The sequence below is a fragment of the Gemmatimonadaceae bacterium genome (genome assembly GCA_020851035.1).
In the GTDB taxonomy this organism is placed as follows: domain Bacteria; phylum Gemmatimonadota; class Gemmatimonadetes; order Gemmatimonadales; family Gemmatimonadaceae; genus JACMLX01.
This window is the reverse complement of sequence record JADZDM010000029.1, coordinates 13,095-39,363: the sequence shown is the minus strand read 5'-3', so window position 1 is coordinate 39,363 and position 26,269 is coordinate 13,095. Positions and strand designations below refer to the sequence as shown.

The 26,269-nt window shown below is 70.7% G+C and carries 25 protein-coding genes; 19 read left to right on the top strand and 6 right to left on the bottom strand.

Annotation, left to right across the window (positions count from 1 at the left end; translation table 11 throughout):
* Positions 1-2 precede the first annotated feature (2 nt).
* The 3 genes from IT355_19745 to groL all read left to right on the top strand — a co-directional run bounded on the left by IT355_19745 (position 3) and on the right by groL (position 3,015).
* The gene (locus tag IT355_19745; protein MCC7055515.1) at positions 3-788 is read left to right on the top strand and encodes a type III pantothenate kinase; all 786 of its coding nucleotides are present in this window, start codon (positions 3-5) and stop codon (positions 786-788) included.
* A gap of 254 nt (positions 789-1,042) precedes the next feature.
* Positions 1,043-1,351 carry a co-chaperone GroES gene (locus IT355_19740; GenBank protein MCC7055514.1) on the top strand — a complete coding sequence of 103 codons (309 nt, stop codon included), beginning with the start codon at positions 1,043-1,045 and terminating at the stop codon, positions 1,349-1,351.
* Between the two features lie 23 nt (positions 1,352-1,374).
* A complete protein-coding gene (groL, locus tag IT355_19735) occupies positions 1,375-3,015 on the top strand; it encodes a chaperonin GroEL (protein MCC7055513.1) in 1,641 nt (546 codons plus the stop codon).
* 75 nt (positions 3,016-3,090) lie between these two features.
* Here groL and IT355_19730 read toward each other — a convergent pair whose 3' ends face one another.
* Genes IT355_19730 through IT355_19715 form a run of 4 tightly spaced genes read right to left on the bottom strand, consistent with a single transcriptional unit; the run spans position 3,091 to position 6,081 of the window.
* Entirely contained in the window at positions 3,091-3,438 is a 348-nt protein-coding gene (locus tag IT355_19730) for a hypothetical protein (GenBank protein MCC7055512.1), read from the bottom strand.
* 17 nt (positions 3,439-3,455) lie between these two features.
* A complete protein-coding gene (locus IT355_19725) occupies positions 3,456-4,652 on the bottom strand; it encodes a hypothetical protein (GenBank protein ID MCC7055511.1) in 1,197 nt (398 codons plus the stop codon).
* On the bottom strand, positions 4,649-5,674 hold the full coding sequence (locus IT355_19720; GenBank protein ID MCC7055510.1) for a mannose-1-phosphate guanylyltransferase: 1,026 nt from the start codon (positions 5,672-5,674) through the stop codon (positions 4,649-4,651). Before IT355_19720 ends, IT355_19725 begins: the two co-directional genes overlap by 4 nt.
* A 53-nt stretch (positions 5,675-5,727) precedes the next feature.
* Positions 5,728-6,081 (bottom strand): roadblock/LC7 domain-containing protein, encoded by a 354-nt coding sequence (locus IT355_19715; protein ID MCC7055509.1) that lies wholly within the window; start codon positions 6,079-6,081, stop codon positions 5,728-5,730.
* A 122-nt stretch (positions 6,082-6,203) separates the two neighbouring features.
* On the opposite strand from IT355_19715, the gene IT355_19710 reads away from it, so the two are divergent.
* Genes IT355_19710 through gatB form a run of 7 tightly spaced genes read left to right on the top strand, consistent with a single transcriptional unit; the run spans position 6,204 to position 14,709 of the window.
* Positions 6,204-6,800, top strand: coding sequence for a hypothetical protein (locus tag IT355_19710; protein MCC7055508.1), 597 nt, complete (start codon positions 6,204-6,206; stop codon positions 6,798-6,800).
* 3 nt (positions 6,801-6,803) lie between these two features.
* Positions 6,804-8,078 carry a serine--tRNA ligase gene (serS, locus tag IT355_19705; GenBank protein ID MCC7055507.1) on the top strand — a complete coding sequence of 425 codons (1,275 nt, stop codon included), beginning with the start codon at positions 6,804-6,806 and terminating at the stop codon, positions 8,076-8,078.
* On the top strand, positions 8,078-9,232 hold the full coding sequence (locus IT355_19700; GenBank protein MCC7055506.1) for a HAMP domain-containing histidine kinase: 1,155 nt from the start codon (positions 8,078-8,080) through the stop codon (positions 9,230-9,232). The genes serS and IT355_19700 overlap by 1 nt, the downstream gene beginning before the upstream one ends.
* The gene (locus IT355_19695; protein ID MCC7055505.1) at positions 9,229-11,568 is read left to right on the top strand and encodes a UvrD-helicase domain-containing protein; all 2,340 of its coding nucleotides are present in this window, start codon (positions 9,229-9,231) and stop codon (positions 11,566-11,568) included. Before IT355_19700 ends, IT355_19695 begins: the two co-directional genes overlap by 4 nt.
* The gene (locus IT355_19690; GenBank protein ID MCC7055504.1) at positions 11,568-11,879 is read left to right on the top strand and encodes an aspartyl/glutamyl-tRNA amidotransferase subunit C; all 312 of its coding nucleotides are present in this window, start codon (positions 11,568-11,570) and stop codon (positions 11,877-11,879) included. The genes IT355_19695 and IT355_19690 overlap by 1 nt, the downstream gene beginning before the upstream one ends.
* The gene (gene gatA, locus IT355_19685) at positions 11,876-13,249 is read left to right on the top strand and encodes an Asp-tRNA(Asn)/Glu-tRNA(Gln) amidotransferase subunit GatA (GenBank protein ID MCC7055503.1); all 1,374 of its coding nucleotides are present in this window, start codon (positions 11,876-11,878) and stop codon (positions 13,247-13,249) included. Before IT355_19690 ends, gatA begins: the two co-directional genes overlap by 4 nt.
* Before the next feature lie 20 nt (positions 13,250-13,269).
* Entirely contained in the window at positions 13,270-14,709 is a 1,440-nt protein-coding gene (gene gatB / locus IT355_19680) for an Asp-tRNA(Asn)/Glu-tRNA(Gln) amidotransferase subunit GatB (protein ID MCC7055502.1), read from the top strand.
* Here the strand turns inward: gatB and IT355_19675 are convergent.
* Positions 14,679-15,629, bottom strand: a complete 951-nt coding sequence (locus tag IT355_19675; protein ID MCC7055501.1) for a zinc dependent phospholipase C family protein — start codon at positions 15,627-15,629, stop codon at positions 14,679-14,681. The two genes, gatB and IT355_19675, sit on opposite strands and share 31 nt — an antisense overlap.
* Positions 15,626-16,669 (bottom strand): hypothetical protein, encoded by a 1,044-nt coding sequence (locus tag IT355_19670; protein MCC7055500.1) that lies wholly within the window; start codon positions 16,667-16,669, stop codon positions 15,626-15,628. Before IT355_19670 ends, IT355_19675 begins: the two co-directional genes overlap by 4 nt.
* A gap of 110 nt (positions 16,670-16,779) precedes the next feature.
* Here IT355_19670 and murA point away from each other — a divergent pair, with 110 nt between their 5' ends.
* The 9 genes from murA to ribF all read left to right on the top strand — a co-directional run bounded on the left by murA (position 16,780) and on the right by ribF (position 26,243).
* A complete protein-coding gene (gene murA / locus IT355_19665) occupies positions 16,780-18,066 on the top strand; it encodes a UDP-N-acetylglucosamine 1-carboxyvinyltransferase (GenBank protein MCC7055499.1) in 1,287 nt (428 codons plus the stop codon).
* Positions 18,063-18,776: a polyphenol oxidase family protein gene (locus IT355_19660; GenBank protein ID MCC7055498.1), complete on the top strand. Its 714-nt coding sequence runs from the start codon at positions 18,063-18,065 to the stop codon at positions 18,774-18,776. Before murA ends, IT355_19660 begins: the two co-directional genes overlap by 4 nt.
* A 150-nt stretch (positions 18,777-18,926) precedes the next feature.
* The gene (locus tag IT355_19655; protein ID MCC7055497.1) at positions 18,927-19,406 is read left to right on the top strand and encodes a ribosome maturation factor RimP; all 480 of its coding nucleotides are present in this window, start codon (positions 18,927-18,929) and stop codon (positions 19,404-19,406) included.
* Between the two features lie 18 nt (positions 19,407-19,424).
* Complete coding sequence (nusA, locus tag IT355_19650) at positions 19,425-20,741, top strand: transcription termination factor NusA (GenBank protein MCC7055496.1); 1,317 nt, start codon at positions 19,425-19,427, stop codon at positions 20,739-20,741.
* A 62-nt stretch (positions 20,742-20,803) separates the two neighbouring features.
* A complete protein-coding gene (locus IT355_19645) occupies positions 20,804-21,070 on the top strand; it encodes a ribosomal L7Ae/L30e/S12e/Gadd45 family protein (GenBank protein ID MCC7055495.1) in 267 nt (88 codons plus the stop codon).
* 16 nt (positions 21,071-21,086) lie between these two features.
* Entirely contained in the window at positions 21,087-23,924 is a 2,838-nt protein-coding gene (infB, locus tag IT355_19640) for a translation initiation factor IF-2 (GenBank protein ID MCC7055494.1), read from the top strand.
* Between the two features lie 100 nt (positions 23,925-24,024).
* A complete protein-coding gene (gene rbfA / locus IT355_19635; protein ID MCC7055493.1) occupies positions 24,025-24,453 on the top strand; it encodes a 30S ribosome-binding factor RbfA in 429 nt (142 codons plus the stop codon).
* Positions 24,428-25,312: a tRNA pseudouridine(55) synthase TruB gene (truB, locus tag IT355_19630; protein MCC7055492.1), complete on the top strand. Its 885-nt coding sequence runs from the start codon at positions 24,428-24,430 to the stop codon at positions 25,310-25,312. Before rbfA ends, truB begins: the two co-directional genes overlap by 26 nt.
* Positions 25,305-26,243, top strand: coding sequence for a riboflavin biosynthesis protein RibF (gene ribF, locus IT355_19625; GenBank protein ID MCC7055491.1), 939 nt, complete (start codon positions 25,305-25,307; stop codon positions 26,241-26,243). Before truB ends, ribF begins: the two co-directional genes overlap by 8 nt.
* The last annotated feature ends 26 nt before the right edge of the window (positions 26,244-26,269 follow it).

The following is a 26,269-nucleotide window of genomic DNA, read 5'->3' as shown; positions in this document are numbered from 1 at the left end:
CGATGCTGCTCGTCGTCGACGTCGGGAACACCGAGACCACCATCGGCCTGGCCGATGCGCATCACGTGACCACGCACTGGCGTGTGGTGACGAGCACCGCGCGGACGCCGCATGAACACGCGGTGCTGCTGCGGTCCCTCCTCGCACTCGCCGAGGTGCCGCCGGCGGCCGTGACGGGTGCCGCAGTGGGCTCGGTGGTGCCGGCCGTTACGGCGGCTCTGCTCGAGGGGATCGCGATCGCCTTCGCGGTGGACGCCGTGACGGTGGATGCGACGAGCCCGTTGCCGATCACGCTCGACGTGGACGAGCCGCAGACCGTCGGCGCCGACCGCATCATCAACACGCTGGCCGCGAGCCGTCTCTATGACCGCGACTGCATCGTGGTGGACCTCGGCACGGCGACGACCTATGACTGCATCACGCGCGATGGCGTGTTCCTGGGCGGGGTGATCGCGCCGGGGGTCGTCACGTCGCTGGAGACGCTCACGCGCCGCACCTCCAAGCTGCCGGCGACGGAGTTGCGCACGCCGAAGCGGGTGATCGGGCGCCGGACGGAGGAGTGCATCCGCTCGGGGGTGGTCTACGGTGCGGTGGAGTCGATCAGCGGGATCGTGACGCGGATCCGCGCCGAGTGGCCCACGGCCCGCGAGCCGCTCGTGATCGGGACGGGTGGGCTGGCCGCGATGCTGGCGCCGATCTGTCCCGCGCTGGAGGTGGTGGACCCCGATCTGACGCTCCGCGGGCTGCTGCTGGCGTACCGGATCCTCCGGTCGGACGCGATCGAGTAGGTCGGGCGGCGCGCGTGCGGCCGGGGCCGGCGGGTTCGCGTCCGGCAACCGAGCACGGCCGCATCTCGTTGTCGTGTAACGACTTGCGGCGGTTGTCGGGTTCTCGTCCCGGAGGCAGTCCGCCGGCTTGACCTCTCGGTGGCGGTGACTAGGTTTCCGGCCTTAGCAGTCAACCACTGCGACTGCTAACAAAGCGCGCGTGCCCTGATCCGCGCGCTCATCCACTGTCACACGTCAGGTCTGGAGGAAGGACGATGACCACCAACAGTGCCATCGGCGCCAAGGTCACCCCGTTGGCCGATCGCGTTGTCGTGAAGCCGCTCGAAGAGGCGGAACAGATGCGCGGCGGTCTGTACATCCCCGACACGGCCAAGGAAAAGCCCCAGCAGGGCGAGATCGTCGCCGTTGGCCCGGGCAAGTACGAGGACGGCAAGCTGGCCCCGATGACTGTCAAGGTCGGCGACCGGGTGCTGTACGGGAAGTACAGCGGCACCGAAGTCACGATCGAAGGCGAGAATGTGCTCATTCTCCGCGAGTCGGATGTACTCGCGGTCCTCGCCTAATCGCCACACGAGGATAGAAACCGATGGCTGCCAAGGAACTGCATTTCAACGTGGACGCGCGCGCGGCCCTGAAGCGCGGCGTCGACCAGCTGGCTGACGCTGTCAAGGTGACCCTCGGCCCCAAGGGCCGGAACGTCGTCATCGACAAGAAGTTCGGCGCCCCGACCGTGACCAAGGACGGCGTCACCGTCGCCAAGGAGATCGAGCTCTCCGATCCGCTCGAGAACATGGGCGCGCAGATGGTGAAGGAAGTCGCGACGAAGACCAGCGACAACGCCGGCGACGGCACCACCACTGCCACCGTGCTGGCGCAGGCGATCTATCGCGAGGGCCTGAAGAACGTGACGGCCGGCGTGAACCCGATGGCCCTCAAGCGCGGCATCGACCGCGCCGTGACGGCCGTCGTCGAGGAGCTGAAGCGCATCTCCGTGCCCACCAACGGCAAGAAGGAGATCGCCCAGGTCGCGACCATCTCCGCGAACAACGACAAGGAGATCGGTGACCTGATCGCCGACGCGATGGAGAAGGTCGGCAAGGACGGCGTGATCACGGTCGAGGAGGCCAAGGGCCTCGAGACCACGCTCGAGACCGTGGACGGCATGCAGTTCGACCGCGGCTACGTCTCGCCGTACTTCGTCACGGATCCGGAGAAGATGGAGGCGGCCCTCGAGGACGCGTTCATCCTGATCCACGACAAGAAGATCAGCGCCATGAAGGAGCTCCTCCCGGTGCTCGAGAAGGTCGCCCAGACGGGCAAGCCGCTCATGATCATCGCCGAGGACATCGAGGGCGAGGCCCTCGCCACGCTGGTCGTCAACAAGCTCCGTGGCACGCTGAAGATCGCCGCCGTCAAGGCGCCGGGCTTCGGTGACCGCCGCAAGGCGATGCTGCAGGACATCGCGATCCTGACCGCCGGCAACGTCATCTCCGACGAAGTGGGCTTCAAGCTCGAGAACGCGACCCTCGCCGACCTCGGCCGCGCCAAGCGCGTCGTCATCGACAAGGACAACACGACCATCATCGATGGCGCTGGCGACAGCGAGAACATCAAGGGCCGTGAGAAGGAGATCCGCGCCGCGATCGAGAAGAGCACCTCCGATTACGACAAGGAGAAGCTCCAGGAGCGTCTGGCGAAGCTCTCCGGTGGCGTGGCCGTCGTGAATGTCGGCGCCGCAACGGAAGCCGAGATGAAGGAGAAGAAGGCCCGCGTCGAGGACGCGCTGCACGCCACGCGTGCCGCCGTCGAGGAAGGCATCGTCCCGGGCGGCGGTGTCGCCCTGATCCGTGCCCAGCGCGCGCTGGTCGGCCTCAAGTTCGACGATGCCGAGGAGAACATCGGCGTCGCGATCATCCGCCGTGCCATCGAGGAGCCGATCCGCATGATCGTCCAGAATGCCGGCGGTGAAGGCTCGATCGTCGTCGAGAAGGTGAAGGCCGCCGAGTCGAACACGTTCGGCTACAACGCCCTCACCGACACCTACGAGGACCTCGTGCAGGCCGGCGTCATCGACCCGACCAAGGTCACCCGGACCGCGCTGCAGAACGCCGCGTCGATCTCGGGCCTCCTGCTCACGACCGAGGCACTGATCGTCGAGAAGAAGGAAAATTCGCCGGCGCCGGCCGCTGGCGGGCCTGGTGGCGGCGGCATGGGCGGCATGTACTAGTCGTCCACGCTGGCGCAGTCACGAACGGGGCGGTGCATCTCACGATGCGCCGCCCCGCTTCGCGTTTCGGACGTGCTATTCGGGCGGCTGCGCGATCGCGGCCAGCTCGCGGTGCAGCGCCTGCAGTGCAGGCAAAGTGCCGGCCGCCAGCCCCGGCACCTGCGCCGCGAGGAACGCCGTCCGGCGCTCCAGCGTCTCGACGTCCGCCGTCGTGACCCAGAACTCCCCCCAGTCATCCTCGCCCTGGTCCTCGGCGAAGCCGGCCAGCCGGTCGGCCAGTGCCGCGAGGTCGAACATCGCGCCGCGGTCGGTGTCGTCGGCGCTGCCACGCCGCGCGGCACCCTGCCCGCGGAGCGCGCGCAGCGCGTCACGCAATGCCACGCTGCCGGCCGCCATGCGGGTGCGCCGCGTCGACGCCGTCACCGGCCTGCCGCGCGTGCTCAGCGGCGTGGTCCGGTGACACTTTCGTGCACCGCCGCCAGGCACCCACGCATCGCTGCCGTGAGCGTCACCTTGCGCCGGGCCATCACGCGCTCGGCCGTCTGCAGGAAGCGCTCGCGATCGTAGCGATCGCCGCGCGAGCCCCACGCGAAGGCGGGCACCACGCTCAGCACCACGTCGTCGCTGATCACGTTCGCGCCGGCACCGATCGAGCTGCCGGTGGTCAGGCGCGTCAGGATCCCGGTCTTGGCATGGTCGCCCAGGATCGAGCCGAGGAACTGCAGCCCGGTGTCCGCGCCCGCGAACGAGACGGTGCCGTATGTGTTCTTCAGGTTGGACGTGACGGTGCCGGCGCCGAGGTTCGTCCAGCGCCCGAGGTAGCTGTGCCCCACGAAGCCGTCGTGGCCCTTGTTCGCGTGGCCGCACATGATCGTGGTGGACATCTCGCCGTTCGCGCGGCAATGATCGCCGATCGAGACGGTCTGCCCGCTGCCCCCCATCCACTGCGAATGCCGGCCCAGCACGAACGGCCCGGCCAGTCGCGAGAAGCTGCGCACCAGCGTGTGCTCGCCGACCAGGATCGCCCCCTGCGTCGCATCGAGCACCACGAACGGCTCGATCACGGCGCTCTCCGCGATCCGCACCGGGTGCGAGCCGAGCACCCGAACGTCGGGGGGCAACGCGGCCGGCGCGGCCGACTCGTTCGCCAGGTGGAGCAGGTCGGCCCCCAGCATGGCCGGGAGCAGCCCGACCAGGTCCCACGGCTGCGTCAGCATCCAGCCGTCGATCGTGGTGGCCAGCCGGCCGGCGGCCACACCGGTGGCGCGGATCGCCCCCACCGTCGTGTTGCCGGCGAGCCGCGACGCGACCACGGTGCCGGCGTGTGTCCAGGTGTCGTGGGTCCCGTCGGCGACGGCCGCGAGCGAAGGCGCGAAGTGACTCAGCGCGACGATCGTTCCCGCGGCCAGCACCGTGTCGTCGGCCAGCACCGGCGCCGCCCCGGGCTCGTCGAAGCCGGCGAGTCGCCGCGCCGCCACCGTGCCGCTCACCGGCACGCCAAGGGCAGCCGCCCATCGCTCACGCACCAGGCACGCGCCGGCGCGAACCTCCGCCAGCGGCCGCGCGGTGCTCACCGGCGCGAGCAGGTCCGCCTCGGGCGCACCCGCCGCGTGGTCGAGCAGGACCAGCCTGGTCACTCGCGTGACCGCAGGCGGGCCGGAAGGGCGTCGATCAGCGTCTTCAGGTCGGCGGCGTGCTCCTGCGTCGTCACGACGGTAAGGCCGTCGATCGCCACCACCACGAGGTCGGAGACCCCGTACAGCACAACGCTCTGGTGGTCGGCGTGCACCACGTTGCCGGACGACATCACCGGGGTCACGTCGCCGTGGAGCGCGTTGCCGGCCGCGTCGCCCGGCCGCACGCGCCGGAGCGCGGCCCACGTGCCGACATCGTCCCACCCGAACGCGCCCGGCACCACGAACACGCGGTCGCTCCGCTCCAGCACCCCGACGTCCACGCTGATCGACTGCACCGCGCCGAAGAACCCCTCGAGCGTGCGCTCACCGCTGGCGCGGGACACCTCCGGGCAGTGCGTCTCGACCTCGGCAAGGAAGCGGGTGGCGCGCCAGACGAAGATACCGGAGTTCCAGAGGCAGCCGGCGGCGATCAGCTCGCGCGCGCGCACGCGGTCCGGCTTCTCGAGGAAACGCGACACGCGATACGCCACCTGGCCCGCCCGCTCGCCGGGCTCGATGTACCCGAAGCCGGGGTCAGGGCGCGTGGGCGTCACGCCGACGGTCACCAGGGCGTCGTTCGCCTCCGCCACGTTCGCGGCGCGCAGCAGGGCAGCGCGGAAGCCCTCCGGATCACCGATGGCCCAGTCGGCGTGCACGCTCAGCATGATCGCCGCCGGATCGCGCTCGGCGATGACGCGGGCCGCCCAGGCCAGCGCGGCGGCGGTGCCGGCGGGACGGGGTTCGCAGATCACGTTCGCGGCCGGCACCTCCGGCAGCAGCGCCGTGATCGCCGGCTCCAGCGTGGCATTCGTGAGGATCAGCATGCGCTCGCCGGGCACCAGGGGCAGCAGGCGATCCACCGCGTCGCGCAGCATGGGCTGGCCCGTGACCAGCGGCAGGAGCTGCTTCGGAAGGGCGGGCGTGCTGATGGGCCAGAATCGTGACCCGACGCCACCGGCAAGAATGACGGTCCAGAGCGACATGTGTGTGTGAGGGAGACAGTTGCTGCAGGGACGCTCCCCGTGGCCCCGAGGTATCAGGCCAGCGAGGCGATGTGCTGGCGCAGCCGGCGCAGGTCACCGAGGAGGATCGGCAGGGCCGCCGTGGGGCGGGCGAGCACGACCAGCAGGGCGTCCTCGCTCATCGCCGAGATGATGGCGATGGTGCCGGGGAACTCGAGCACGGCGGTCTGGAGCTGGCCGGCACGCGCCGCCTTGCCCAACGCGTCGGCGGCCGAGAACACCGCCGGCGAGTGCGCAGCGACCTGTTCGCCGTCCAGGTACGAGACGGTGTCACCATCGACGAGGAGGCCGTCGCGCCCCAGGACGATCGCCGCCTCGACGCCATCGCGGCGCCGCACGGCATCCACCAGATCACGGATACTTGCCATCGGGATGGTGTAGGGAAGGAGGAATTGGTCCAACTATCGGCGCCGCAATCGCTTGAACAGCCTCGCCCGAGCCGGTATTCTACCCTTCGCACCCTGCCGTGTCACCCCGCATCCAACCCTGCATGCCCCGCCTCTCCCGCGCGACGCTGTTCCTGGCGCTGACGCTGTGCGCCACCGTCGCCGCCGCCTGCGGGGATCCCTTCGCCGTCAAGGCGCCCTTCCAGACCGTCACCGACAGCTTCGCGATCTCGGCGCTGACCGGGACCCCGCCCACCGCCCGGGCACTCTGGCGCATCGGCCAGTTCACGCGGTACCGGCTGGACTCCGTCGGCGCCACGTTCGACCTCGGCTTCGATGTCGACGCCGCCGGCCGGATCACCGTCTATCCCGCCCGGACGATCGCCGTCCCGCCGCCCGGGACCGTCGTCACGCCGCCGCGGGTGGCGTTGCAGGCCTCGTCGGGCGCCTACGCCCAGGCCGACCGTGCCCCGGAGACCGGGTACACCGTGGACACCGCCGTCGTCGTCTCGCAGGGCCAGCTCGTCTTCGTGCGCAGCAACTCGGACTTCTGCCTGAACCAGGGCACCGGTGGCACCCTGCTGTTCGCGAAACTCGTCGTCGACAGCGTGAACACCACCACCCGCGTGCTGCACGTCCGCTCGACCATCCAGCCCAGCTGCAACTTCCGGTCGTTCGCGACCGGCGTCCCGACCTTCTGAGCCATGCACGATCTCCGGCTGGTCCGCGAGCAGATGTCCCTGCTGCGCGACGGGTTCGCCCGTCGCGGCTCGCTCGATGTCCTCGGCCCCATCCTCGACCGCCTCGACGGGCTCGAGAAGGAGCGGCGCGCGACGATCAACGCCGTCGAGGAGCGCAAGCAGGCGCGCAACGTCATCACGCAGGAGGTGGCGCGCCGCAAGCGCGCCGGCGAGGACGCCGAGGCGGAGATGGACGAGAGCCGGCGGCTCGGCGCCGAGATCGCGCGGCTCGAGGCCGACCTGACCGCCACCGAGAGCACGATCTCGGGCCTGATGCTGGAGCTGCCGAACATCCCGCACGAGTCGGTGCCCGATGGCGACGAGACGCACAACGCGGTGGTGCGCACGTGGGGCACGCCGCGTGAGGACGCGACGGTGCGGCCGCACTGGGACGTCGCCGGCGAGCTGGGGTTGCTCGACCTCGCGCGCGGCGCGAAGATCAGCGGCTCGGGCTTCATCGTGTACCGCGGTGCCGGCGCACGGCTGGTGCGCTCGCTGATCAACCTCATGCTCGACACCCACACCACGGAGCATGGCTACGAGGAGACGTGGGTGCCGCTGGTCGTGAACCGGGCGTCGATGACGGGTACCGGGCAGCTGCCGAAGTTCGAGGACGACATGTACGAGGTGCACGGTGAGGAGATGTTCCTCATCCCCACCGCCGAGGTGCCGGTCACGAACCTCTACCGCGACGAGCTGGTCGACGTCGCCGATCTCCCGCGCGCGCTCACGGCCTACAGCGCGTGCTTCCGCAAGGAGGCGGGGGCCGCCGGCAAGGACACGCGCGGGCTCCTGCGCGTGCACGAGTTCGACAAGGTCGAGATGGTGCGCTACTCCACGCCCGAGTCCTCGGACGAGCAGCTCGAGCTGCTCACGGGTCACGCCGAGGCGATCCTGCGCAAGCTGGAGCTGCCGTACCGCGTGCTGCTGCTGGCCGCCGGCGACACCGGCTTCTCGAGCCGCAAGACGTATGACCTCGAGGTCTGGGCCCCCGGCGTGGCGAAGTGGCTCGAGGTCTCGAGCTGCTCGAACTTCGGCGACTTCCAGGCGCGGCGCATGAACATCCGGTACCGCCCGGCTGCCGGCGAGAAGCCGCGCTTCGTGCACACGCTCAACGGGTCGGGGCTGGCCCTGCCGCGCATCATCGCGGCGCTGCTCGAGCACGGGCAGCAGCCGGACGGCAGCATCGCCATCCCGGCGGCGCTGCAGCCGTATCTGGGCACCGCACGGCTGGGCTGATGGGCGCGCGGCGCGTGGCGCCGGTGCTCTTCCTGGCCATCGGCGTCGTCGCGCTGCTGGTGTGGTGGCTGGTGTACACGCAGCGGGTGGTCACCGACCTGCGGCGCGAGGCGGCCCGTTCGAGCCAGATGTACGCGCGCGTCTACCAGGCGCTGAGCCAGGAAGGTGACGACGGCACCGCCGCGCTCCTCGACCTCTCGCGCTACATCCGGCAGGCCGGTGTGCCCGTCATCGTCACGAACGCCGATGGTGCGCCGACGGCCACCGTGAACCTGCCGTTCGAGGCCGCCGTCGAGTCGCCGAGGGTGCGCGAGTACGTGCGCGTGCTCGACCGCGCGAACGTGCCGATCAGCCAGCCGGGCGTGGGCACGGTGCACTTCGGCGACACGCCGCTGGTCGAGGGGCTGCGCGTGGTCCCGATCATCACGGTCGTGACACTGGGGTTGTTCCTGCTCGCCGGGACCTACGCCATCGTCACGCGCGGGCGTGCCGAGCGCGAGCGCGTCTTCGCCGGCATGGCCCGCGAGGCGGCGCACCAGCTCGGGACGCCGCTCACGGCGCTGGCCGGCTGGGTCGAGCTGCTCGACGAGCGCAAGGGCGACAGCGACACCACGATGCAGACCGCGGTCGGGCACATGCGCGGGGATCTCGACCGCCTCGAGCGGGTGGCGCACCGGTTCGAGCGCATCGGCCGGCCGGCGCAGCGCGACGCGGTGGACGTGCGTGAGATCGTCTTCCGCGTGGCCGCCTACTTCCGCGCCCGAGTCCCCACGCTCACGCACACGGTCGCCATCAGTGCCACGCTGCCCGATGACCCGCTGCGCGTGGAGGGGGACGCAGTGCTGCTGGAGTGGGCACTCGAGTCCCTCGTCCGCAATGCGATCGACGCCCTCGCGGGTCGTGGCGGGCGCGTGGACCTGGCCGTGGAGCCGCTGCCGGAGGGTGGGGCCCGGGTGCTCGTCGCGGACGACGGTCCCGGCGTGCCGCGTGAACTGCGCACCGAGATCTTCAAGGCCGGCTTCACCACCAAGCCGCGCGGGTGGGGCATCGGGCTCGCACTCGCGCGCCGTATCATCATGGACAACCACGGCGGCCGCCTCACGCTCCTGCCGACGGATCGGGGGGCGACCTTCGAGATTATGTTGGAGCGATGACCGAACCCACCGATTCGCCGCTCACCGGCCTGAACCGAGCCCAGTACGACGCGGTGATGCACACGCACGGGCCGCTGCTCGTGCTGGCCGGCGCAGGGTCCGGGAAGACACGCGTGCTGACGACCCGCATCGCGCGCCTCATCGAGGCCGAGCACGTCCCGCCACACCGGATCCTCGCGGTCACGTTCACCAACAAGGCCGCCGGCGAGATGCGCGACCGCATCGGCCGGCTGATCGGCGGCACCCCGCAGGGGATGTGGGTCGGCACCTTCCACGCCATCGGCGCCCGCCTCCTGCGGCGTGACGCCGACCGGGTGGGGCGCACGTCGCAGTTCACGATCTACGACGAGGATGACGCCCTCGGCGTGGTGAAGCGGCTGATGGAGGGCCTGCGGATCTCCACCAAGGAGTGGGCACCCAAGGCCATCCTCGGGCAGGTCTCGGACGCGAAGAACGCGCTGGTGGCACCGGCGGAGTACGCGCGGCTCGCGCGCGACCCGCTGTCGCAGGTGGTGGCGAAGGTCTATCCGCGCTACGACGACACGCTGCGCGCGCAGAACGCCGTCGGCTTCGATGACCTGCTCACCCTGCCGGTGCAGCTCCTCGAGGAGAACCCGGGCATCCTCGATGCGTACCGCGAGCGGTTCCGGTTCATCCTCGTCGACGAGTACCAGGACACGAACAAGGCGCAGTACAAGCTGATCTCGCTGCTCGCCGGCAGCGCGGGGAACGTGATGGTGGTGGGCGACGACGACCAGTCGATCTACGGCTGGCGTGGCGCCGACATCCGCAACATCCTGGACTTCGAGCGCGAGTTCGCCTCCGCCACGGTGGTGCGGCTCGAGGAGAACTACCGGTCCACGCCGGAGATCCTCGCGCTGGCCAACGTGGCCATTGCGCCGAACACGGAGCGGCGCGGCAAGACGCTGCGCGCCACGCGGCCGTCGGGCGTGCTGCCGCGCCGCGTGCGCTGCCTCGACGAGCGGGACGAGGCGGAGTACATCGCCGACGACATCGCGGATCGCCGCAGCCGGCGCACCGCCGACCTCCGCCAGGTCGCGATCCTCTACCGCACGAACTCGCAGAGCCGTGCCTTCGAGGATGCGATGCGGCGGCGCGGCTGGCCGTACCGCCTCATCGGTGCGGTGCGCTTCTACGACCGGCGCGAGATCCGCGACCTGATGGCGTACCTCAAGCTCATCGCGAATCCCGCCGACGACGAGGCGTTCCGGCGCGCCATCAGCGTGCCGCGCCGCGGCCTCGGTGACACCACCATCGAGCTGCTCGCCGCACAGGCGGCCGCCGCCGGGATCCCGCTACTGAAGGCCGCGGGCACGCCCACGCTGCTCGAGGGCCTGCGGACCGCCGCCCGCTCCGCGCTGGCGGAGTTCGCGTCGCTGCTCGGCGCGCTCCGCGAGATGGCCACCGAGTCGGCGGTGAACGAGGTGCTCGAGGCGCTGGTGGCCCGCATCGGCTACATCGACCTGCTGCGCGCGGAAGGGCAGGAGGGCCTCGACCGCATCGAGAACGTGCGCGAGCTGGTGAGCGGTGCCGCCGAGGCCCTCGCCGACGAGGATGGCGAGGTGGGCCTGACGCCGCTCGACCGGTTCCTGCAGAAGGCCATGCTGGTGGCGGGCGCCGATGCGCTCGACCCCACGGCGGATGCGATCACGATGATGACGCTGCACAACGCCAAGGGACTCGAGTATCCGGTGATCTACCTCACTGGCCTCGAGGACGGCCTCTTCCCGCTGGCGCGGGCCTACGACAACCCGTCGATGCTCGAGGAGGAGCGACGGCTGTTCTACGTCGGCATCACCCGCGCCGAGTCGGCGCTCGTGCTCTCGCACGCCGAGTCGCGCCGGCGCAACGGCGAGCTGATGGTCTCGCGGCCCTCGAGCTTCCTCGAGGCGTTGCCGCAGGCCCTGATGGAGACGGCCGTCACGCCGCGTGCGCGCAGCCAGGGCCGCAGCGCCTACGGCAGCGCGGGGGGCGAGGCCGGCGGCTGGGGCCGCAGCAGCAGTGGCGGCGCCGCCGGACGGTGGACGCCGCGCGAACCGAAGCCGGCGCCGATCGCCGATGCCGCCTTCGGCACCGTCACGGCCTCCGCCACCCGCTATACCGCCCGCCCCACCGCCTTCGACGACGCGCAGGCCGAGGCGGTGCAGGTGCTGCCGGGCGCACGGGTCCGGCATCGCAAGTTCGGCGTCGGCACGGTGGCCGAGGTCACCGGCGCGGGGCGCGACATGAAGGTGCGCATCGATTTCGATGACGAGGAGATCGGGCGCAAGACGCTCGTGGTGGCACAGGCGAATCTCGAACCGGAGCACGAATAGTGGCCGTATCTGACGCAGATGTCCTCCACGTCGCGGCGCTGGCGCGACTGTCGCTGCCCGCTGACAAGGTCCCGGGCCTCGTCCGCGAGCTGAACGGGATCCTCGGGCACATGGCCGTCCTCGAGACGGTGGACGTGTCGTCGGTCGGCGAGGAGACACGTGCCGCGATGCCGCGTCGTGACGATGCCGTCGGGCCGGTGCCGCTGGTGCGACCCCTCGCGTCCTTCGCCCCGGCCCCCCGCGACGGCTTCCTGCTCGTGCCGCGGCTCAGCACGCACAGCCAGCTCGGTGCCTCGGAGGGCGACGAGTGAGCGCGCCGGACGACGCACCGGATGCCGTCACCGCACTGGCCCGCGCGAACGCCGGCGCCAGGCTGAACGCCTTCGTCTCGCTCGCCACGGCGGCGGACGTGGCCGCGGCGGCCGCCGCCGCACCGGCCGGCGCCCTGCAGGGCGTGCCGGTGGTGGTCAAGGACAACATCGCGACCACCACCCTCACCACCAGCTGCGGATCGCGGATCCTCGAGGGGTGGGTGAGTCCGTACGAAGCCACTGCGGTGTCGAAGCTGCGGGCCGCCGGCGCGGTGATCATCGGCAAGTCGAACATGGACGAATTCGCGATGGGATCCTCCACCGAGAACTCGGCCTATGGCCCGACCCTCAATCCGCTCGATCACGCCCGCGTGCCCGGCGGCTCCAGCGGCGGATCGGCCGCGGCCGTGGCGGCGGGGATCTGCCGCATCTCGTACGGCTCGGAAACCGGCGGCTCCGTGCGCCAGCCTGCGGCGTTCTGCGGCATCGTCGGCGTGAAGCCGACGTACGGACGCGTCAGCCGCTTCGGCCTCGTGGCATTCGCCTCGTCACTCGACCACATCGGCGTCTTCGGGCGCACGGTCGACGACGCGGCCCTCGGGCTGGCCGTCATCGCCGGCCATGATCGCCAGGACGCCACGTCGGTCGAGACGCCCGTCGATGACTACCGGGCGGAGGCGGCACGGCCGCTGGCCGGTCTCGTCGTGGGTGTGCCGACCGAGTACTTCCCGGTCACACTCGACGAGCGGATCCGCGCACGCTGCCACCGCGCGATCGGCATCCTCCGCGAGCTCGGCGCCGAGGTGCGCCCGGTCTCGCTGCCGCACACTGACCTCGCGATCCCGGTGTACTACATCCTCGCCCCGGCCGAGGCCTCGTCCAACCTCGCCCGGTTCGATGGCGTGCGCTACGGACCACGCGCGGCGGCGGAGGACCTGCGCGGCATGTACGAGCGCACGCGCTCGGGCGGTTTCGGCCCGGAAGTCACGCGCCGGATCATCCTCGGCACCTACGTGCTCTCGCAGGGGCACTACGATGCCTACTACCGCAAGGCCATGCTCGTGCGGGAGAAGATCGCCCAGGACTTCGCAGCGGTCTTCGCCAGCGGGGTACACGTGCTGTTCACGCCGACGGCGCCGTCACCGGCCTTCGAGTTCGGCACCAAGAGCGACCCGCTCGAGATGTACCTGAGCGACATCTTCACCGCGACCGCGAACCTCGCGGGCGTGCCGGCCATGTCGCAGCCGATCGGCCTGGTGGACGGCATGCCGGTGGGGGGCCAGCTGCTCGCCGCACACTTCCGCGAGGCCGACATGTTCCGTGCGGCCTATGCGCTCGAGAAGGCCCTGGGATCGGAGGCATTGTCATGAGCACCGCCACCGCCGCGGACGTGACCGCCGGCTTCGAGATGGTCGTCGGCCTCGAGGTCCACGTGCAGCTCAAGACCGCCAGCAAGGCGTTCTGCGGCTGCTCGACGAACTTCGGCGCACCCCCGAATGCGAACACCTGCCCGGTGTGCCTGGCCCTGCCCGGGGCCCTCCCGGTGCTCAACGCCCGCGCCGTGGAGCTCGCGCTCCGCGTGGGCCTCGGCCTCGGCTTCACGATCAACGACCGATCCATCTTCGCACGGAAGAACTACTTCTATCCCGACCTACCGAAGGGCTACCAGATCTCCCAGCACGACCGGCCCATCGCTGAGCACGGCCACCTCGACATCGGACTCGTGGTGGATGGCGCGCCGCGCGTGATCGGCGTCACGCGGGCCCACATGGAGGAGGATGCGGGAAAGTCCATCCACGATCGCTACGATCGCGCCACCGCCGTGGACCTCAACCGGAGCGGCACGCCGCTGGTCGAGATCGTGAGTGAGCCCGACATGCGCTCACCGGAGGAGGCGGGTGCCTACCTGCGCACGCTGAAGCAGATCCTGCTCTACCTCGATGTCAGCGACTGCAACATGGAGGAGGGCAGCCTCCGCGTGGATGCCAACGTCAGCGCGCGCCCGTTCGGCCAGGTGACGCTCGGCACGAAGTGCGAGGTGAAGAACATGAACTCGTTCTCCGGCGTCGAGCGCGCGCTGGCCGCCGAGTTCCGCCGGCAGTGCGGCGTGCTGGCCGCGGGCGGCACGGTGCAACAGCAGACGTTGCTCTGGGATGGCGCCAACCAGGAGATCCGGCCTGCGCGCAGCAAGGAGGGGTCCAGCGACTATCGCTACTTCCCGGAACCCGACCTCCCGCCGCTCGTGATCACGGCCGCGGAACTGGAGCGCGTGCGCGCGTCGCTGCCGGAGCTGCCCGCGGCACGGCGTGCACGGTACGCCGCGATGAAGCTCTCGGACTATGACGTGCAGGAGCTCACCGCCGATCCCGCCACGGGACCGTACTTCGAGTCGGTGCTCGCGGTGCACCCCGATGCGAAGGCGGTCGCCAACTGGGTGAACGGGGAGGTGCGCGCGACGCTGAACGACACCGCGACGGCGTGGGATGCCGTGCCGGTCACGCCGGCCCGGCTCGGCGCACTCCTCGACCTGGTGCGGGACGGGGTGGTCGGCAGCAGCGCCGCCAAGAAGATCTACGGGATGCTGCTGTCGTCGGGTGACTCGCCGCGCGCCATCGCCGAGCGCGAAGGGCTGGTTCAGGTGCGGGATGACAACGCGCTGGCCGGCTGGGTGGACGAGGTGCTGGCGGAGCACCCCGCCGAGGCCGCGCGGTTCGCGGCGGGCGAGAAGAAGCTGCAGGGGTTGCTGGTCGGCCTGGTGATGAAGAAGTCGCAGGGCCGGGCCGACCCGAAGCTGGTGAATCAGTTGCTGTCGTCGCGCGCCGCGGGGTAGAGCGGGAGCTCGAGCTGCGTCGCGTGGCGCAGGGCACTGGCCGGGAGGCCGAAGTGACGCTCGGCCTCTTCACGCACGAACGGGTCACCGCCGCGCCGCATCGACACCCGACGCAGGCGCTTGGCCAGCCGCAAGGCCTCATCACCGCTGGGGTCGAACTGGTACGACTCCGAGCGATCGAGCCGGTCGAGCAGGTCCATCACGTAGTCGAATGACCGGACCAGGTGGACCTCGACCTCGGGGCGCGTCAGCCCCCAGCGGCTGTTCTCCGCCATGATGCGGTAGATGCGCTGCCAGCTCTCGCTGTCCGTCACGTGCACCATGCCGCGGAACAGCCGGCGGTTGGTGCTGGTGCTGAAGATCGTCGGGCTCAGGATGTCATCGAGGTGGGCATCCGCGCGGGAGTGGTCGAGCAGGATCACGTCGCGTGCGCGGCGCGCCGCGGCGTCGCCGAGGTGCGTCTCGAACCGGCTCTCCCAGTAGCTGTGCCCCAGCGCCGACGTGCTGCTGGTGACGGTCAGCTGCCGCGGCACGAAGAAGTTGTGCGCCACCACGTCGGCGGCCAGGTGCGAGAGGTAGCCAAGCGCGAAGGCACGCAGCGCCTCGTCACCGGCACGTTCATAGATCTCGAACCCGACGGCCCACGAGTGGCAGTGCCGTCCGGCCGGCGCGTACTTCTTCGCCATCGACGTGTCGGCGGCGATGCTGCCGTAGAGGAAGTCCTGCGGGAAGGTGCGCAGCAGCGCTGCGGTGCCGGCCGGCAGCAGGGCGAGCGACCGCAGCACGGCCTCGCCGAGGTGGATGTGCGTGCCAGGTGTCCAGGCGAGCAGGTCGGTCGGCGTGAGCGCGAGCCAGAGCAGGGTGAGTGCCAGGAGCCCGCCTCCCCGCACGACGTGCCGTCGGGCAGTGCGCCAGGTCACGCGCCGGAATCCCGGCGCAATCGGGGCCCGCCGCTGCGCGGGGCGTCAGGCTCGCGCCGTCCGCCGGTGTCGCGCGCGCGCTCACGCGCCTCGCCCCGGTCCCCGGCGTCATCCTCGTCCTCGTCATCCTCTTCGTCGTCGTCCTCTTCGTCCTCGTCCTCGTCGTCCTCGTCGTCAAAGTCCTCGTCGTCCTCGTCGTCCTCGTCGTCGTCCTCGTCGAAGTCGTCGATGGCCTCGTCCTCGTCCAGTTCCTCGTCGAGTGCGTCGTCGTCCTCGTCCTCGGGGGCGAGGTCGCCCCTCGCATCCGCAGCCTCCTCGTCCTCCTCGCCATCGTCGCCGACGGCGTAACGCCCGTGTTGCGGAAATGACCGGTCGTCCACGACATCGAGGCGGCGGGATTCCTCGTCGGCCTCGTCGTCCTGGTCGGCGAATGCCGCCTCCAGCGCGGCAAGGCGCGCGAGGATGTCGGCCTCCTCGGCCTGGAGCGCGGTCCGTTCGCCCGTGTCACGCGTGGCACGCCCGGTGCGCGGCGCGCGGCGCCCCGGGCGCGCGAACAGGCTCGAAGCGAGGCTGCCGGCACCGGCGCGCACGCCACGCATCATCCCCGTCGCCGACCCCACGACTGCCTGTGCCTCGTCCTGCACGGCGTCCACCAGAGTGCCGATCTGCGCGAGGCGCGACTCGCCGGCCACGATGGCATCACGCACCGCGTCATCCACGACGGCGATCGTTCCCGACAGGCGATGCAGGTCCTTCCGCGCCTCCGTCGTGACCTCCGACAGCTGCGTCGCGATCTGGTTCAGGTTGCGCACCAGGGGCAGCACTTCGTCGGTGAGCCCCTTCATGCTGCCACCCAGCCGCGATTCCGCTCCTTTCAGCGCCCGGGCCATGCCCAGCAAGGCCACTGCGATCCCGAGCAGCAGGAGCGTCACGACGATGCTCAGGACCCCGCTCGCGACGCTGTACCACGGAGTCGGGACGTCGACGGGCCGCACCAGGAGGGTGTCGGCCACCAGCGCGAGGAATGGGATCATCATCATGCAGGAAACTACCCGCCGGCGGAGGTGCGGCGCACCCCTGTGGCTTGACCTGCCGCCATGAGTCCGGCACCTTCACGCCCTTCACTGACCCCCCGTTCGGGAGCGTATGCATGGCAGGATTGCGGTATGTCGTGGAAGGCGGACATCAACTGTCGGGAACCATCACCCCCGCCGGCAACAAGAACGCGGCATTGCCGATCGTCGCCGCGGCGCTGTTGACCGAGGACGAGGTGATCCTCGAGAACGTGCCGCACATCCGCGACATCGAGACGCTCGTGCTCCTGCTGCGCTCGGTCGGTGCCGAGGCGGAGTGGACAGGCCCCAACACGCTGAAGATCCGCGCCCGGGACATCCATCCGGCCACCCTCGACCCGGTGCTCTGCGAGAAGATCCGCGCGTCGATCCTGCTCGCCGGTCCGCTGCTCGCGCGCTGCGGCAGTGTCACGCTCCCGCCGCCGGGTGGCGACGTCATCGGCCGGCGCCGGCTCGACACCCACTTCTTCGCGTTCGAACAGCTCGGCGCGACCTTCACGGCCGGCGAGCAGTTCGAGCTGCGTGCACGCGAGCTGCGCGGCCGCGACATCTTCCTCGACGAGCCCAGCGTCACCGGCACCGAGAACGCGATGTGCGCCGCCGCACTCGCGAAGGGCACCACGATCTTCCGCAACGCCGCCAGCGAGCCGCACGTGCAGGACCTGGCCCACTTCCTGGTGGGGATGGGCGCGCAGATCGAGGGCATCGGCACCAACACGCTCACGGTGCACGGCGTGGAGCGCCTGCACGGCTGCACCCATCGCATCGGACCCGATCACATCGAGGTCGGCAGCTTCATCGGGCTCGCCGCCGTGACCCGCTCCGAGCTGCGCATCGCGGACGCCGGCGTGGAACACCTGCGCTCGATCCTGCTCGGCTTCGAGCGGCTCGGGATCAGCTGCCGGATCGACGGGCGCGACCTCATCGTGCCGGCCGAGCAGTCCCGCCGCATCCGCGACGACCTCGGCGGACACGTCCCGAAGCTCGAGGACCAGCCGTGGCCGGCATTCCCGGCCGACGTGATGTCGATCGCGATCGTCACGGCGACGCAGTGTGACGGCATGATCCTCATGCACGAGAAGATGTTCGAGTCGCGCATGTTCTTCGTCGACAAGCTGATCTCGATGGGCGCGCGCATCGTGCTCTGCGACCCGCACCGGGCCCTCGTCTCGGGGCCGTCGCCGCTGCGCGCCGGCAACGTGGAAAGTCCCGACATCCGGGCCGGCATGGCCATGCTGCTGGCCGCGCTCTGCGCCACGGGCACGAGCACGATCATGAACGTGGGCCAGATCGAGCGCGGCTACGAGCGCATCGACGAGCGCCTGAACGCCCTTGGCGCGCGGATCACGCGCATCGAGGAGTGACCCTCCCCGAACGCCTCGTCATCCCCGACTTCGAGGAGTGGGGGATGACGGCGTTCACCACCGCGCGCGCCGCCGGAAGCTACGGCACTCACGCCGAGGAGCCGGTCTCGGCGGTGCTGGGACGCTGGCACGCCCTCGTCGGCGCAGTCGCCGCGCTCGGGGCCCCGCAGTTCGCGACCGCGGCCCAGGTGCATGGGGACCGGATCGTCGCGCACGGGAGCGGCTGGGAGGGCTGGCTGCGCGCACCGGCGGCGGACGGGCATGCCTGGCTCCATCGCGGCGTGGCGGCGGCCGTGACGGTGGCCGACTGCGTGCCGGTCTTCATCGGGCACCCGAGCGGGGCGGGGGCGCTGCTCCATTCCGGGTGGCGGGGGACGGTGGCCGGCATCACCGAGCAGGCCATTGCCTGGTTCGCGGGCCAGGGCCTCGCGCCCGGCGCGCTGCGGGTGCACCTCGGTCCGTCCATCTGCGGCGCGTGTTACGAAGTCAGCCCGGACGTCTACGCCCAGTTGACGGGCTCGACCGTTCAGCTGCCGACGCGGGTTGATCTCCGGGCGCTGATCGCGGACCGCTGCCGACGCCTCGGGGTCAGGGAGGTGGCGACCAGTGCCTGGTGCACCCGTTGCGCTCCAGCGGCGCTGTTCTCGCACCGCGGCGGCGACCCGGGTCGCCAGCTCGGGGTGCTGATCACCCCCGCCACACGCAAGTGACTGCCGGGCCGCAGCTTGAACGGGCCGGTGCGCCGGGTTATGATCCCTGAGCAATTCGGTACTGCACTGTGAAGTGTGGGGGCCTCCCCGCACTTTTTTGTTTCTGCCTGCTCGTTTGTTCCTGAAAGATCGCGTGTGAGAGGTCGGATCGTGGCGGCACCCATCGCAGCAGCTGTGCAGCAGGTCGTCGAGTCGGCAGTGACGCAGGCGGGCTTCGAGCTCTTCTCGCTCACTGGCGGCGGCACCCGTAACCGGCCGTTGCTCGAGGTGCGCATCGACCGCCCTGACGGCGCCAAGGTCACCATCGACGATTGCGCCGCTGTCTCCCGCGCGATCGAGGCCGTGCTCGATGGGAGCGGACTGGTCGCTGAGACGTACAGGTTGGAAGTGTCGTCACCGGGCATGGATCGCCCGCTGCGGCATGCTGCCGACTGGCGGCGCTTCGCGGGGCGGCGGGTCGCCGTCACGAGTGGCGCCCTCACGGGCAGCCGGGTCGAGGGCCTGCTGGTCGGGATCGACGAGGGGGCCGGCGTCGAGACGGGGATCGTGAAGGATGACCAGGGAACGGAACATCGGGTGGCACTCGCCGACGTGAAAAGCGCGCGGCTGGTTGTCACCTGGAATCGATAGCAGGAAGAGGCGATCGCGATGGATATTCTGAACGCAATCAAGGAACTCACCAACTCCAAGCAGATGGATCGCGAGGAGCTGCGTGCGCTGTTGCAGGATGGCATTCTCGCCGCGCTCGGCCGCAAGTACGGCCCGACCGTGGATGCGGAGGTCGAGATCGACGAGACGAAGGGCGAGATCCGCATCGTGCGCCTGCGCACGGTGTCGGCCGAGGTCACCGATCCGGTCCGCGAAGTCACGCTCGAGGAAGCCCGCTTCCTCGACGAGAGCTTCGAGGTCGGCGACGTGATGGAGACGCCCATCGAGTTCGCCGAGTTCGGCCGCACCGCGGTGCAGGCGGCGAAGCAGCGCATCCTGCAGCGCGTGCGTGAGGGCGAGCGCACCAAGATCAAGGACGAGTTCTCGGGTCGCGTCGGCGACCTCTTCTCGGGGGAGGTGCAGCAGATCGAGCGCGGCAAGCTCGTGCTCATGCTGAACCGCCACCGTGAGGCGGAGGCGATCATCCCGTACCGCGAGCAGAATCATCGCGAGCATTACCATCAGGGCGAGACGATCCGCGCCGTGCTGAAGAAGGTCGAGGACACGCCGAAGGGCCCGCGCCTCGTGTTCAGCCGGTCTGATCCCCTGTTCGTGCAGGCCCTGTTCAAGCTCGAGGTGCCGGAGATCCAGCAGTCGGTGGTCGAGATCCGCGCCGCGGCGCGTGAAGTCGGCAGCCGCACGAAGATCGCCGTGTTCTCGCGCGACGACGCGATCGACCCGGTCGGCGCCTGCGTGGGCCTGAAGGGCGCACGCGTCCAGGCCGTGGTGAACGAGCTGGGCGGCGAGCGCATCGACATCGTGCCCTGGTCCGCCGACCCGGAGCGCTTTGCCAAGCTGGCGCTCGCGCCGGCGAAGGTGGCACGCGTGTTCAGCGACCCGGCGACCAAGACCATCCAGGCCGTGGTGGACGAGGACCAGCTCTCGCTGGCGATCGGGCGGAATGGCCAGAACGTGCGCCTGGCGTCCGAGCTCACGGGGTGGAAGATCGACCTGTACTCGAGCCGGGAGTGGGTCGAGCGCACCGAGGGCGGGCCCGGCTTCGCGCCGCTCCCCGAGGAGCCGGTGGCCGACGTGCCGCTGTCGGCCCTCGAGGGGCTGTCGATGGCCACCGTCGCCGTGCTTGAGGCGGGCGGGTATCGCACGCTCAACGATATTATTGATCTCGAGCGCACCGACTTCCTGAAGCTCCCGGGGATCGCGCCCGCCGAGGCGGACCGGATCATGGGCATCCTCGACGAGCTCACCACCGATGACGCCACCGAGGAGGGTGGCGCAGCGGAAGGGGCTGAGGCCTGAACGACGACGCCGGACGGCGCAAGCTGCTCGCGTTGCTGGGGCTGGGCTACAGGGGACGGCTGGTGGTGGTCGGGGTCGAGCAGGTGCGTGTGGCGGTGAGGAAGGGCACGGTCCGACTGGCGGTCGTGGCGCAGGATGCGTCCCGGCACAGCAAGGAGAAGGTCGTGCCGCTGTTGCGGGCGAAGGGCGTCGACATCATCGAGGTGCTGTCGGCGGACGAGTTGGGCGCCGCGTTCGGGCGCGAGCAGACTGCAGCGGTCGGCATCACCGACGCAGGGTTGGCGCGGGGCGTTCGAGCCATCGGGCTCGACACCGGGCGCTCGGAGTGACTTTCGGAGGCTGGGTTTGAGCAAGTTGCGCGTGGTGGATATGGCTGGCGAATTCGAGATCAACGTGGACGAGGTCATCGCCATGTTGCGCTCGATGGATGTGCCGGTCCTGAGCCCGCAGAGCGGGCTGACCGATGACCAGGTGTCGCGGATCCGGGCGCGGTGGGAGCGCGAGAAGCGCGCCCGCCAGGCCAAGGCCGCCGCACCTGCGCCGGCGGCTGCGCGTCGCCGGAAGGGCGCAGCGGCCCCCGCTGCCGAGCCTGCCACGCCAGCCCCCGCCGTTGCGGCCGAAACCACCGACGGCCACGAGCACGGCGCGCCGGCGGTACGTCGCCGCAAGGCCGCCGATGTCGCGGCCCAGCAGGCCATCCATGACGCGGCTGCCGCAGCCGAGGCCGAGGCGGTGTCCGCCGCCGAAGCGGTGCAGCAGCAGGCGGCCGCCGCTGCCGCAGCACAGGCGCCAGCCCCGCCGGCCGAACCCGTCACCTACTCGTCGGAACCCGACGAGCCCGGGCAGCACGAGGCGGCGTACATCGCCCCCGTCGCGTCACCGACCCCTGAGTCGGCGCCGTCGCAGCTGCGACCGGCACCGGTCGCCAGTGCGTCGCCGTCCCAGCCGATGCCGGTCCCGTACGCCAGTGCCTCGCCGAGCGGCGCGCAGGGCGGACCGCCCTCGCGACCGCCGCTCCGTCCAGCGTCCGCCGGCCTGCCGGATCGCCCGCGCGCCGCCGGCGCCGGACTGCCCCCGCGCGGTCGTCCGGGCCAGGGCGGCAGCTTCGGTGGACCCCGCCCGATCGCCTCGGCCACGCCGTCCTTCGGCGGGCCGGCCGTACGCCCGCCCGGCGGTGGCGCGCCGCGCCCCGGCGGCGGTGCCCCCGGTGCCGGTGGACCGCCGCGTGCCGGCGGTGACCCGCGTCGCGGTGGCGGCAAGAAGGGCAAGCGCGGCTCGGTCGACCAGGCCGCCGTCGATGCGAACATCTCGAAGACGATGAGCGCCCTGCGCGGCCCGGCACGTCGCGGCCGCCGCTTCGATGACTCCGCGTCGCGTGAGGAGCTGGAGGCGTTCCGTGCCGCCGCGGCCGAGCGTGAGCGGACCACCGTGCGCGTCAACGAGTTCATCACCGTCTCCGAGCTGGCCCAGATCCTCAAGGTGCCGGCCACCGAGATCGTCGGTTTCGCGTTCAAGCACCTCGGGTTGATGGTCACCATCAACCAGCGCCTCGACTTCGACCAGATCGAGCTGATCGCCGGCGAGTTCGGCTTCCAGGCCGTGAAGGAGGAGGAATACGCGGTCGAGGAGGAAGCCGACAAGATCATCGACGCCGCCGAGGACCTCGTCTCGCGCCCGCCGGTCGTCACCATCATGGGGCACGTCGACCACGGCAAGACGTCGCTGCTCGACTACATCCGCAAGGCCAACGTGGTCGCCGGCGAGGCGGGCGGCATCACCCAGCACATCGGCGCCTACCACGTCACGCTGGCCGGTGGCAAGACGATCACGTTCCTCGACACGCCGGGCCACGAGGCCTTCACGGCCATGCGTGCGCGCGGTGCGCAGGTCACCGACATCGTCGTGCTGGTCGTCGCGGCCGACGACAAGGTCATGCCGCAGACCATCGAGGCGATCTCGCACGCCCGGAACGCCGGCGTGCCACTCGTCGTCGCGATCAACAAGATCGACGCACCGGGCGCGGATGCGGCCAAGGTGCGCCAGGACCTGCTGCAGCAGAACGTCATCCTCGAGGACTTCGGCGGCACCGTCCTGGCCAGCGACATCTCGGCCAAGAAGGGCACCAACGTCGACCAGCTCCTCGACCAGATCCTGCTGCAGTCGGAGATCCTCGACCTCAAGGCCAACCCGGCGCGCCGTGCGCAGGGTGCCGTGGTCGAGGCCCAGCTCGACCCGGGCAAGGGGCCGGTCGCCACGGTCCTGATCCAGAATGGGACCGTGCGCGTCGGCGACGACTTCATCTGCGGCGTCTTCTCGGGGCGCGTCCGTGCGCTGCTCGACGAGCGTGGCAAGATCGTGAAGTCCGCCGGCCCGGCGATCCCGGTGCAGGTGCTCGGCATGACCGGCGTCCCGATGGCCGGCGACCAGTTCGTCGTGGTCGAGGATGCCGCCGAGGCGCGCGAGATCGCGCAGCGGCGCGAGCGCCTGGAGCGCGAGGCCCGCAGCCGTCGCACCACCAAGTCGTCGGTGTCGCTGGCGGACTTCATGGCGGCCGCGAACTCGGGCGAGAAGCGCACGCTCAAGATGCTGATCAAGGCCGACCAGGGCGGCCCGGCGGAGGCACTCGCCGACGCCCTCCAGCAGCTGTCGAATGCCGAGGTCCAGGTCGAGGTCATCTCGCGCGGCGTCGGTGCCATCTCCGAGAGCGACATCCTGCTCGCGAAGGCGGCCGGTGCCATCATCGTCGGCTTCCACGTGCGCCCGGACAACAAGGCGCGTTCGGCGGCCGAGCGCGAGGGCGTGGACATCAAGCTGTACCGGATCATCTACGAGGCCGTCTCCGACGTGAAGTCCGCGCTCGAGGGCATGCTCCGGCCGGAACAGCGCGAGGTCATCTACGGCGAGGCCGAGGTGCGCGAGGTCTTCAAGGTGCCGAAGCTCGGCGCCATCGCCGGCTGCATCGTCCGCAGCGGCATGATGAACCGGCAGGGCAAGATGCGCGTGATCCGGGACGGGGTCGAGGTGTACGAAGGCAGCATCTCGTCGCTCCGGCGCTTCAAGGACGACGTGAAGGAAGTGAAGGAGGGGTACGAGTGCGGCATCGCGATCGAGAACTTCAACGACATCAAGGTCGGCGACGTGCTCGAGTGCTTCCGCACCGAGGAAATCGCGCGCACGCTCTGAGGCGCTGAATCCTTTGCGTGGCCCCCTCGGTGCTCGTGCACTGCGGGGGCCACTGCGTCAGGGACCCGCACGCGCGGGTGACCGCGCACAGGAGAGTTCCATGGCCGGCAACGAACGCCGCCCCGACCGGGTGGCCGCAGCGATAAAGGAAGAGGTGGCACGCGTGCTCTCGCGCGACGTGCAGGACCCGCGGATCACGGGCGCCTTCGTCACCGTCACCGGGTGCGAGGTGTCCCGCGACCTCCGCACGGCGAAGGTATACGTCAGCATCCTTGGCGATGACGACGCGAAACTGCGCGCGCGCGAGGGGCTCGGTGACCTCGCGCCGCAGCTCCGTGGGCCGATCGGGCGCGCCCTGCGGCTGCGCGCCGCCCCCGAGATCTTCTTCAAGGTGGACGAGAGCGTGGCCTACGCCGCACGGATCGAGACGTTGCTCGCGCAGATCAAGACGAGCGGGCCCGACGGGGCCGCAGCCGACGCGCCCGTCGAGACCACCAGCGCCGGTGACGATGACGACCGCGGCGACTGACGGGCTCCTCCTCCTCGACAAACCCGCCGGCATCTCCTCGCATGACGCCGTGCTCGCCGCCCGCCGGGCGCTGCACGAGAAGCGCATCGGCCACGCCGGCACGCTGGACCCGTTCGCGACCGGGCTGCTTGTGCTCCTCACCGGCCGCGCCACCCGCCTGCTGCCGTACCTGCCGGGTGAGCCGAAGGTGTACGAGGCCACCATCCAGTTCGGCCGCGAGACCGACACCGAGGACCTGCTGGGTGCCGTGACGCGCGAGGCGCCGCCACCGTCCGAGGCCGCCGTGCGGGCGGCGCTCCCGGCGCTCACCGGCGTGATCCAGCAGGTGCCGCCAGCCTACTCGGCCAAGCGCATCGACGGACAGCGCGCGTACGAGGCGGCGCGCGCCGGCGTCATGCTCGACCTCAAGCCCGTCAGCATCACCGTCCACTCGTGGGACCTGCTGGCGTGGCATGGCGACCGTTGTGACGTGCGGATCGTGTGCGGGGGAGGGACCTACGTCCGCTCGCTGGCCCGTGACCTGGCCCGCGCCGTGGGCAGTGCCGCCCACCTGTCTGCGCTGCGGCGCGTGGCAGCCGGTGCGTTCGCGGTCAGGGACGCACAGGCCGTGCTCGCGCTGCGAGACACACCGCCGCAACTCCGGCCGCCCCTCGACGCGGTCCCGCACCTGCCCCAGGTGCCACTCACGCACGACGAGGTGCACCGCATCCGGCGTGGCCTCGACATCGCGATCACTGCCGTGCCCGATCGCCCGGTCACGCATGTCGCACTCGTGTCGGCTGACCATGGCGGTCTCGTCGCGCTGGGTGAGCGCATCGGCGACCGCTGGCAGCCGCGCGTCGTGATGCGTGATGCCTGACGTCGCGGCGGGGTGCGGGCTGCCGGACACGGTGCACGCCAGCGCCGTGACGGTCGGCACGTTCGATGGCGTGCATCGCGGCCACTTCGATGTGTTGCAGCGGCTGGTGGCCACGGCGCGCGCCGGCGGCATGGCCAGCGTGCTGGTGACCTTCGCGCCGCACCCCACGGAGATCGTGCGCCCCGACGCCGTGCCGCTGCTGCTGACACCGGGGCTGGAGAAGCTCGAGGCGCTCGCGACCATCGGGATCGACTATTGCGCGGTGATGCCGTTCACCCGTCGCCTGTCGGCCCTCACGGCGGCCGAGTTCGTGCGGCTCGTGCTCCGGCCGCGCTTCCGCATGGCGTCGCTCCTCGTCGGCCACGACCACGGATTCGGGCGTGACCGGGCCGGCGGGCGCGACCAGTTGATGGCGCTGGGCGCCGCCGATGGCTTCGCGGTGGAGCAGGTCGCCCCGGTGTCGCTCCCGGACGGGACCGTGGTGTCGTCGTCCGGCATCCGGTCGGCCATCCGGGACCGCGACCTGGAGGCCGCCCGACGGGGGCTGGGGCGCCGGTACTCACTCACCGGCGTCGTCCGGCGTGGCGACCAGCGGGGACGGCTGATCGGCTTCCCCACGATCAACCTCGGGGAGCCAGACCCCCGCAAGCTCCTCCCGCCTGCCGGCGTCTATGCGGCGGTGGTCCAGACACCGGCCGGCGCGCACGGCGCGATGGTCAACCTGGGCAGCCGGCCCACCGTGTCCGACGCCAGGCTCACGGTCGAGGCGAACCTGTTCGAGTTCTCCGGGGACCTCTACGGCGCCCCGGTGCGGGTGGACCTGGTGGCCCCGATCCGGCCGATCCGGCGCTTCGCCGGCATCGCGGAACTGACCGGCCAGCTTGCCGCAGATCGTGAAGCAGCCCGGACTGCGTTGACCCGGTTCGCCTGAACCGGCTAGCTTAACCGGCTATCTGT

What these genes read in the sequence shown, in the direction of transcription:
- IT355_19745 (MCC7055515.1), top strand. Translation starts at nt 3, where the DNA reads ATGCTGCTCGTCGTCGACGTCGGGAACACCGAGACCACCATCGGCCTG.
- IT355_19740 (MCC7055514.1), top strand. Translation starts at nt 1,043, where the DNA reads ATGACCACCAACAGTGCCATCGGCGCCAAGGTCACCCCGTTGGCCGAT.
- groL (MCC7055513.1), top strand. Translation starts at nt 1,375, where the DNA reads ATGGCTGCCAAGGAACTGCATTTCAACGTGGACGCGCGCGCGGCCCTG.
- IT355_19720 (MCC7055510.1), bottom strand. Translation starts at nt 5,674, where the DNA reads ATGTCGCTCTGGACCGTCATTCTTGCCGGTGGCGTCGGGTCACGATTC.
- IT355_19715 (MCC7055509.1), bottom strand. Translation starts at nt 6,081, where the DNA reads ATGGCAAGTATCCGTGATCTGGTGGATGCCGTGCGGCGCCGCGATGGC.
- IT355_19710 (MCC7055508.1), top strand. Translation starts at nt 6,204, where the DNA reads ATGCCCCGCCTCTCCCGCGCGACGCTGTTCCTGGCGCTGACGCTGTGC.
- serS (MCC7055507.1), top strand. Translation starts at nt 6,804, where the DNA reads ATGCACGATCTCCGGCTGGTCCGCGAGCAGATGTCCCTGCTGCGCGAC.
- IT355_19700 (MCC7055506.1), top strand. Translation starts at nt 8,078, where the DNA reads ATGGGCGCGCGGCGCGTGGCGCCGGTGCTCTTCCTGGCCATCGGCGTC.
- IT355_19695 (MCC7055505.1), top strand. Translation starts at nt 9,229, where the DNA reads ATGACCGAACCCACCGATTCGCCGCTCACCGGCCTGAACCGAGCCCAG.
- IT355_19670 (MCC7055500.1), bottom strand. Translation starts at nt 16,669, where the DNA reads ATGATGATGATCCCATTCCTCGCGCTGGTGGCCGACACCCTCCTGGTG.
- murA (MCC7055499.1), top strand. Translation starts at nt 16,780, where the DNA reads ATGGCAGGATTGCGGTATGTCGTGGAAGGCGGACATCAACTGTCGGGA.
- nusA (MCC7055496.1), top strand. Translation starts at nt 19,425, where the DNA reads ATGGATATTCTGAACGCAATCAAGGAACTCACCAACTCCAAGCAGATG.
- rbfA (MCC7055493.1), top strand. Translation starts at nt 24,025, where the DNA reads ATGGCCGGCAACGAACGCCGCCCCGACCGGGTGGCCGCAGCGATAAAG.
- ribF (MCC7055491.1), top strand. Translation starts at nt 25,305, where the DNA reads ATGCCTGACGTCGCGGCGGGGTGCGGGCTGCCGGACACGGTGCACGCC.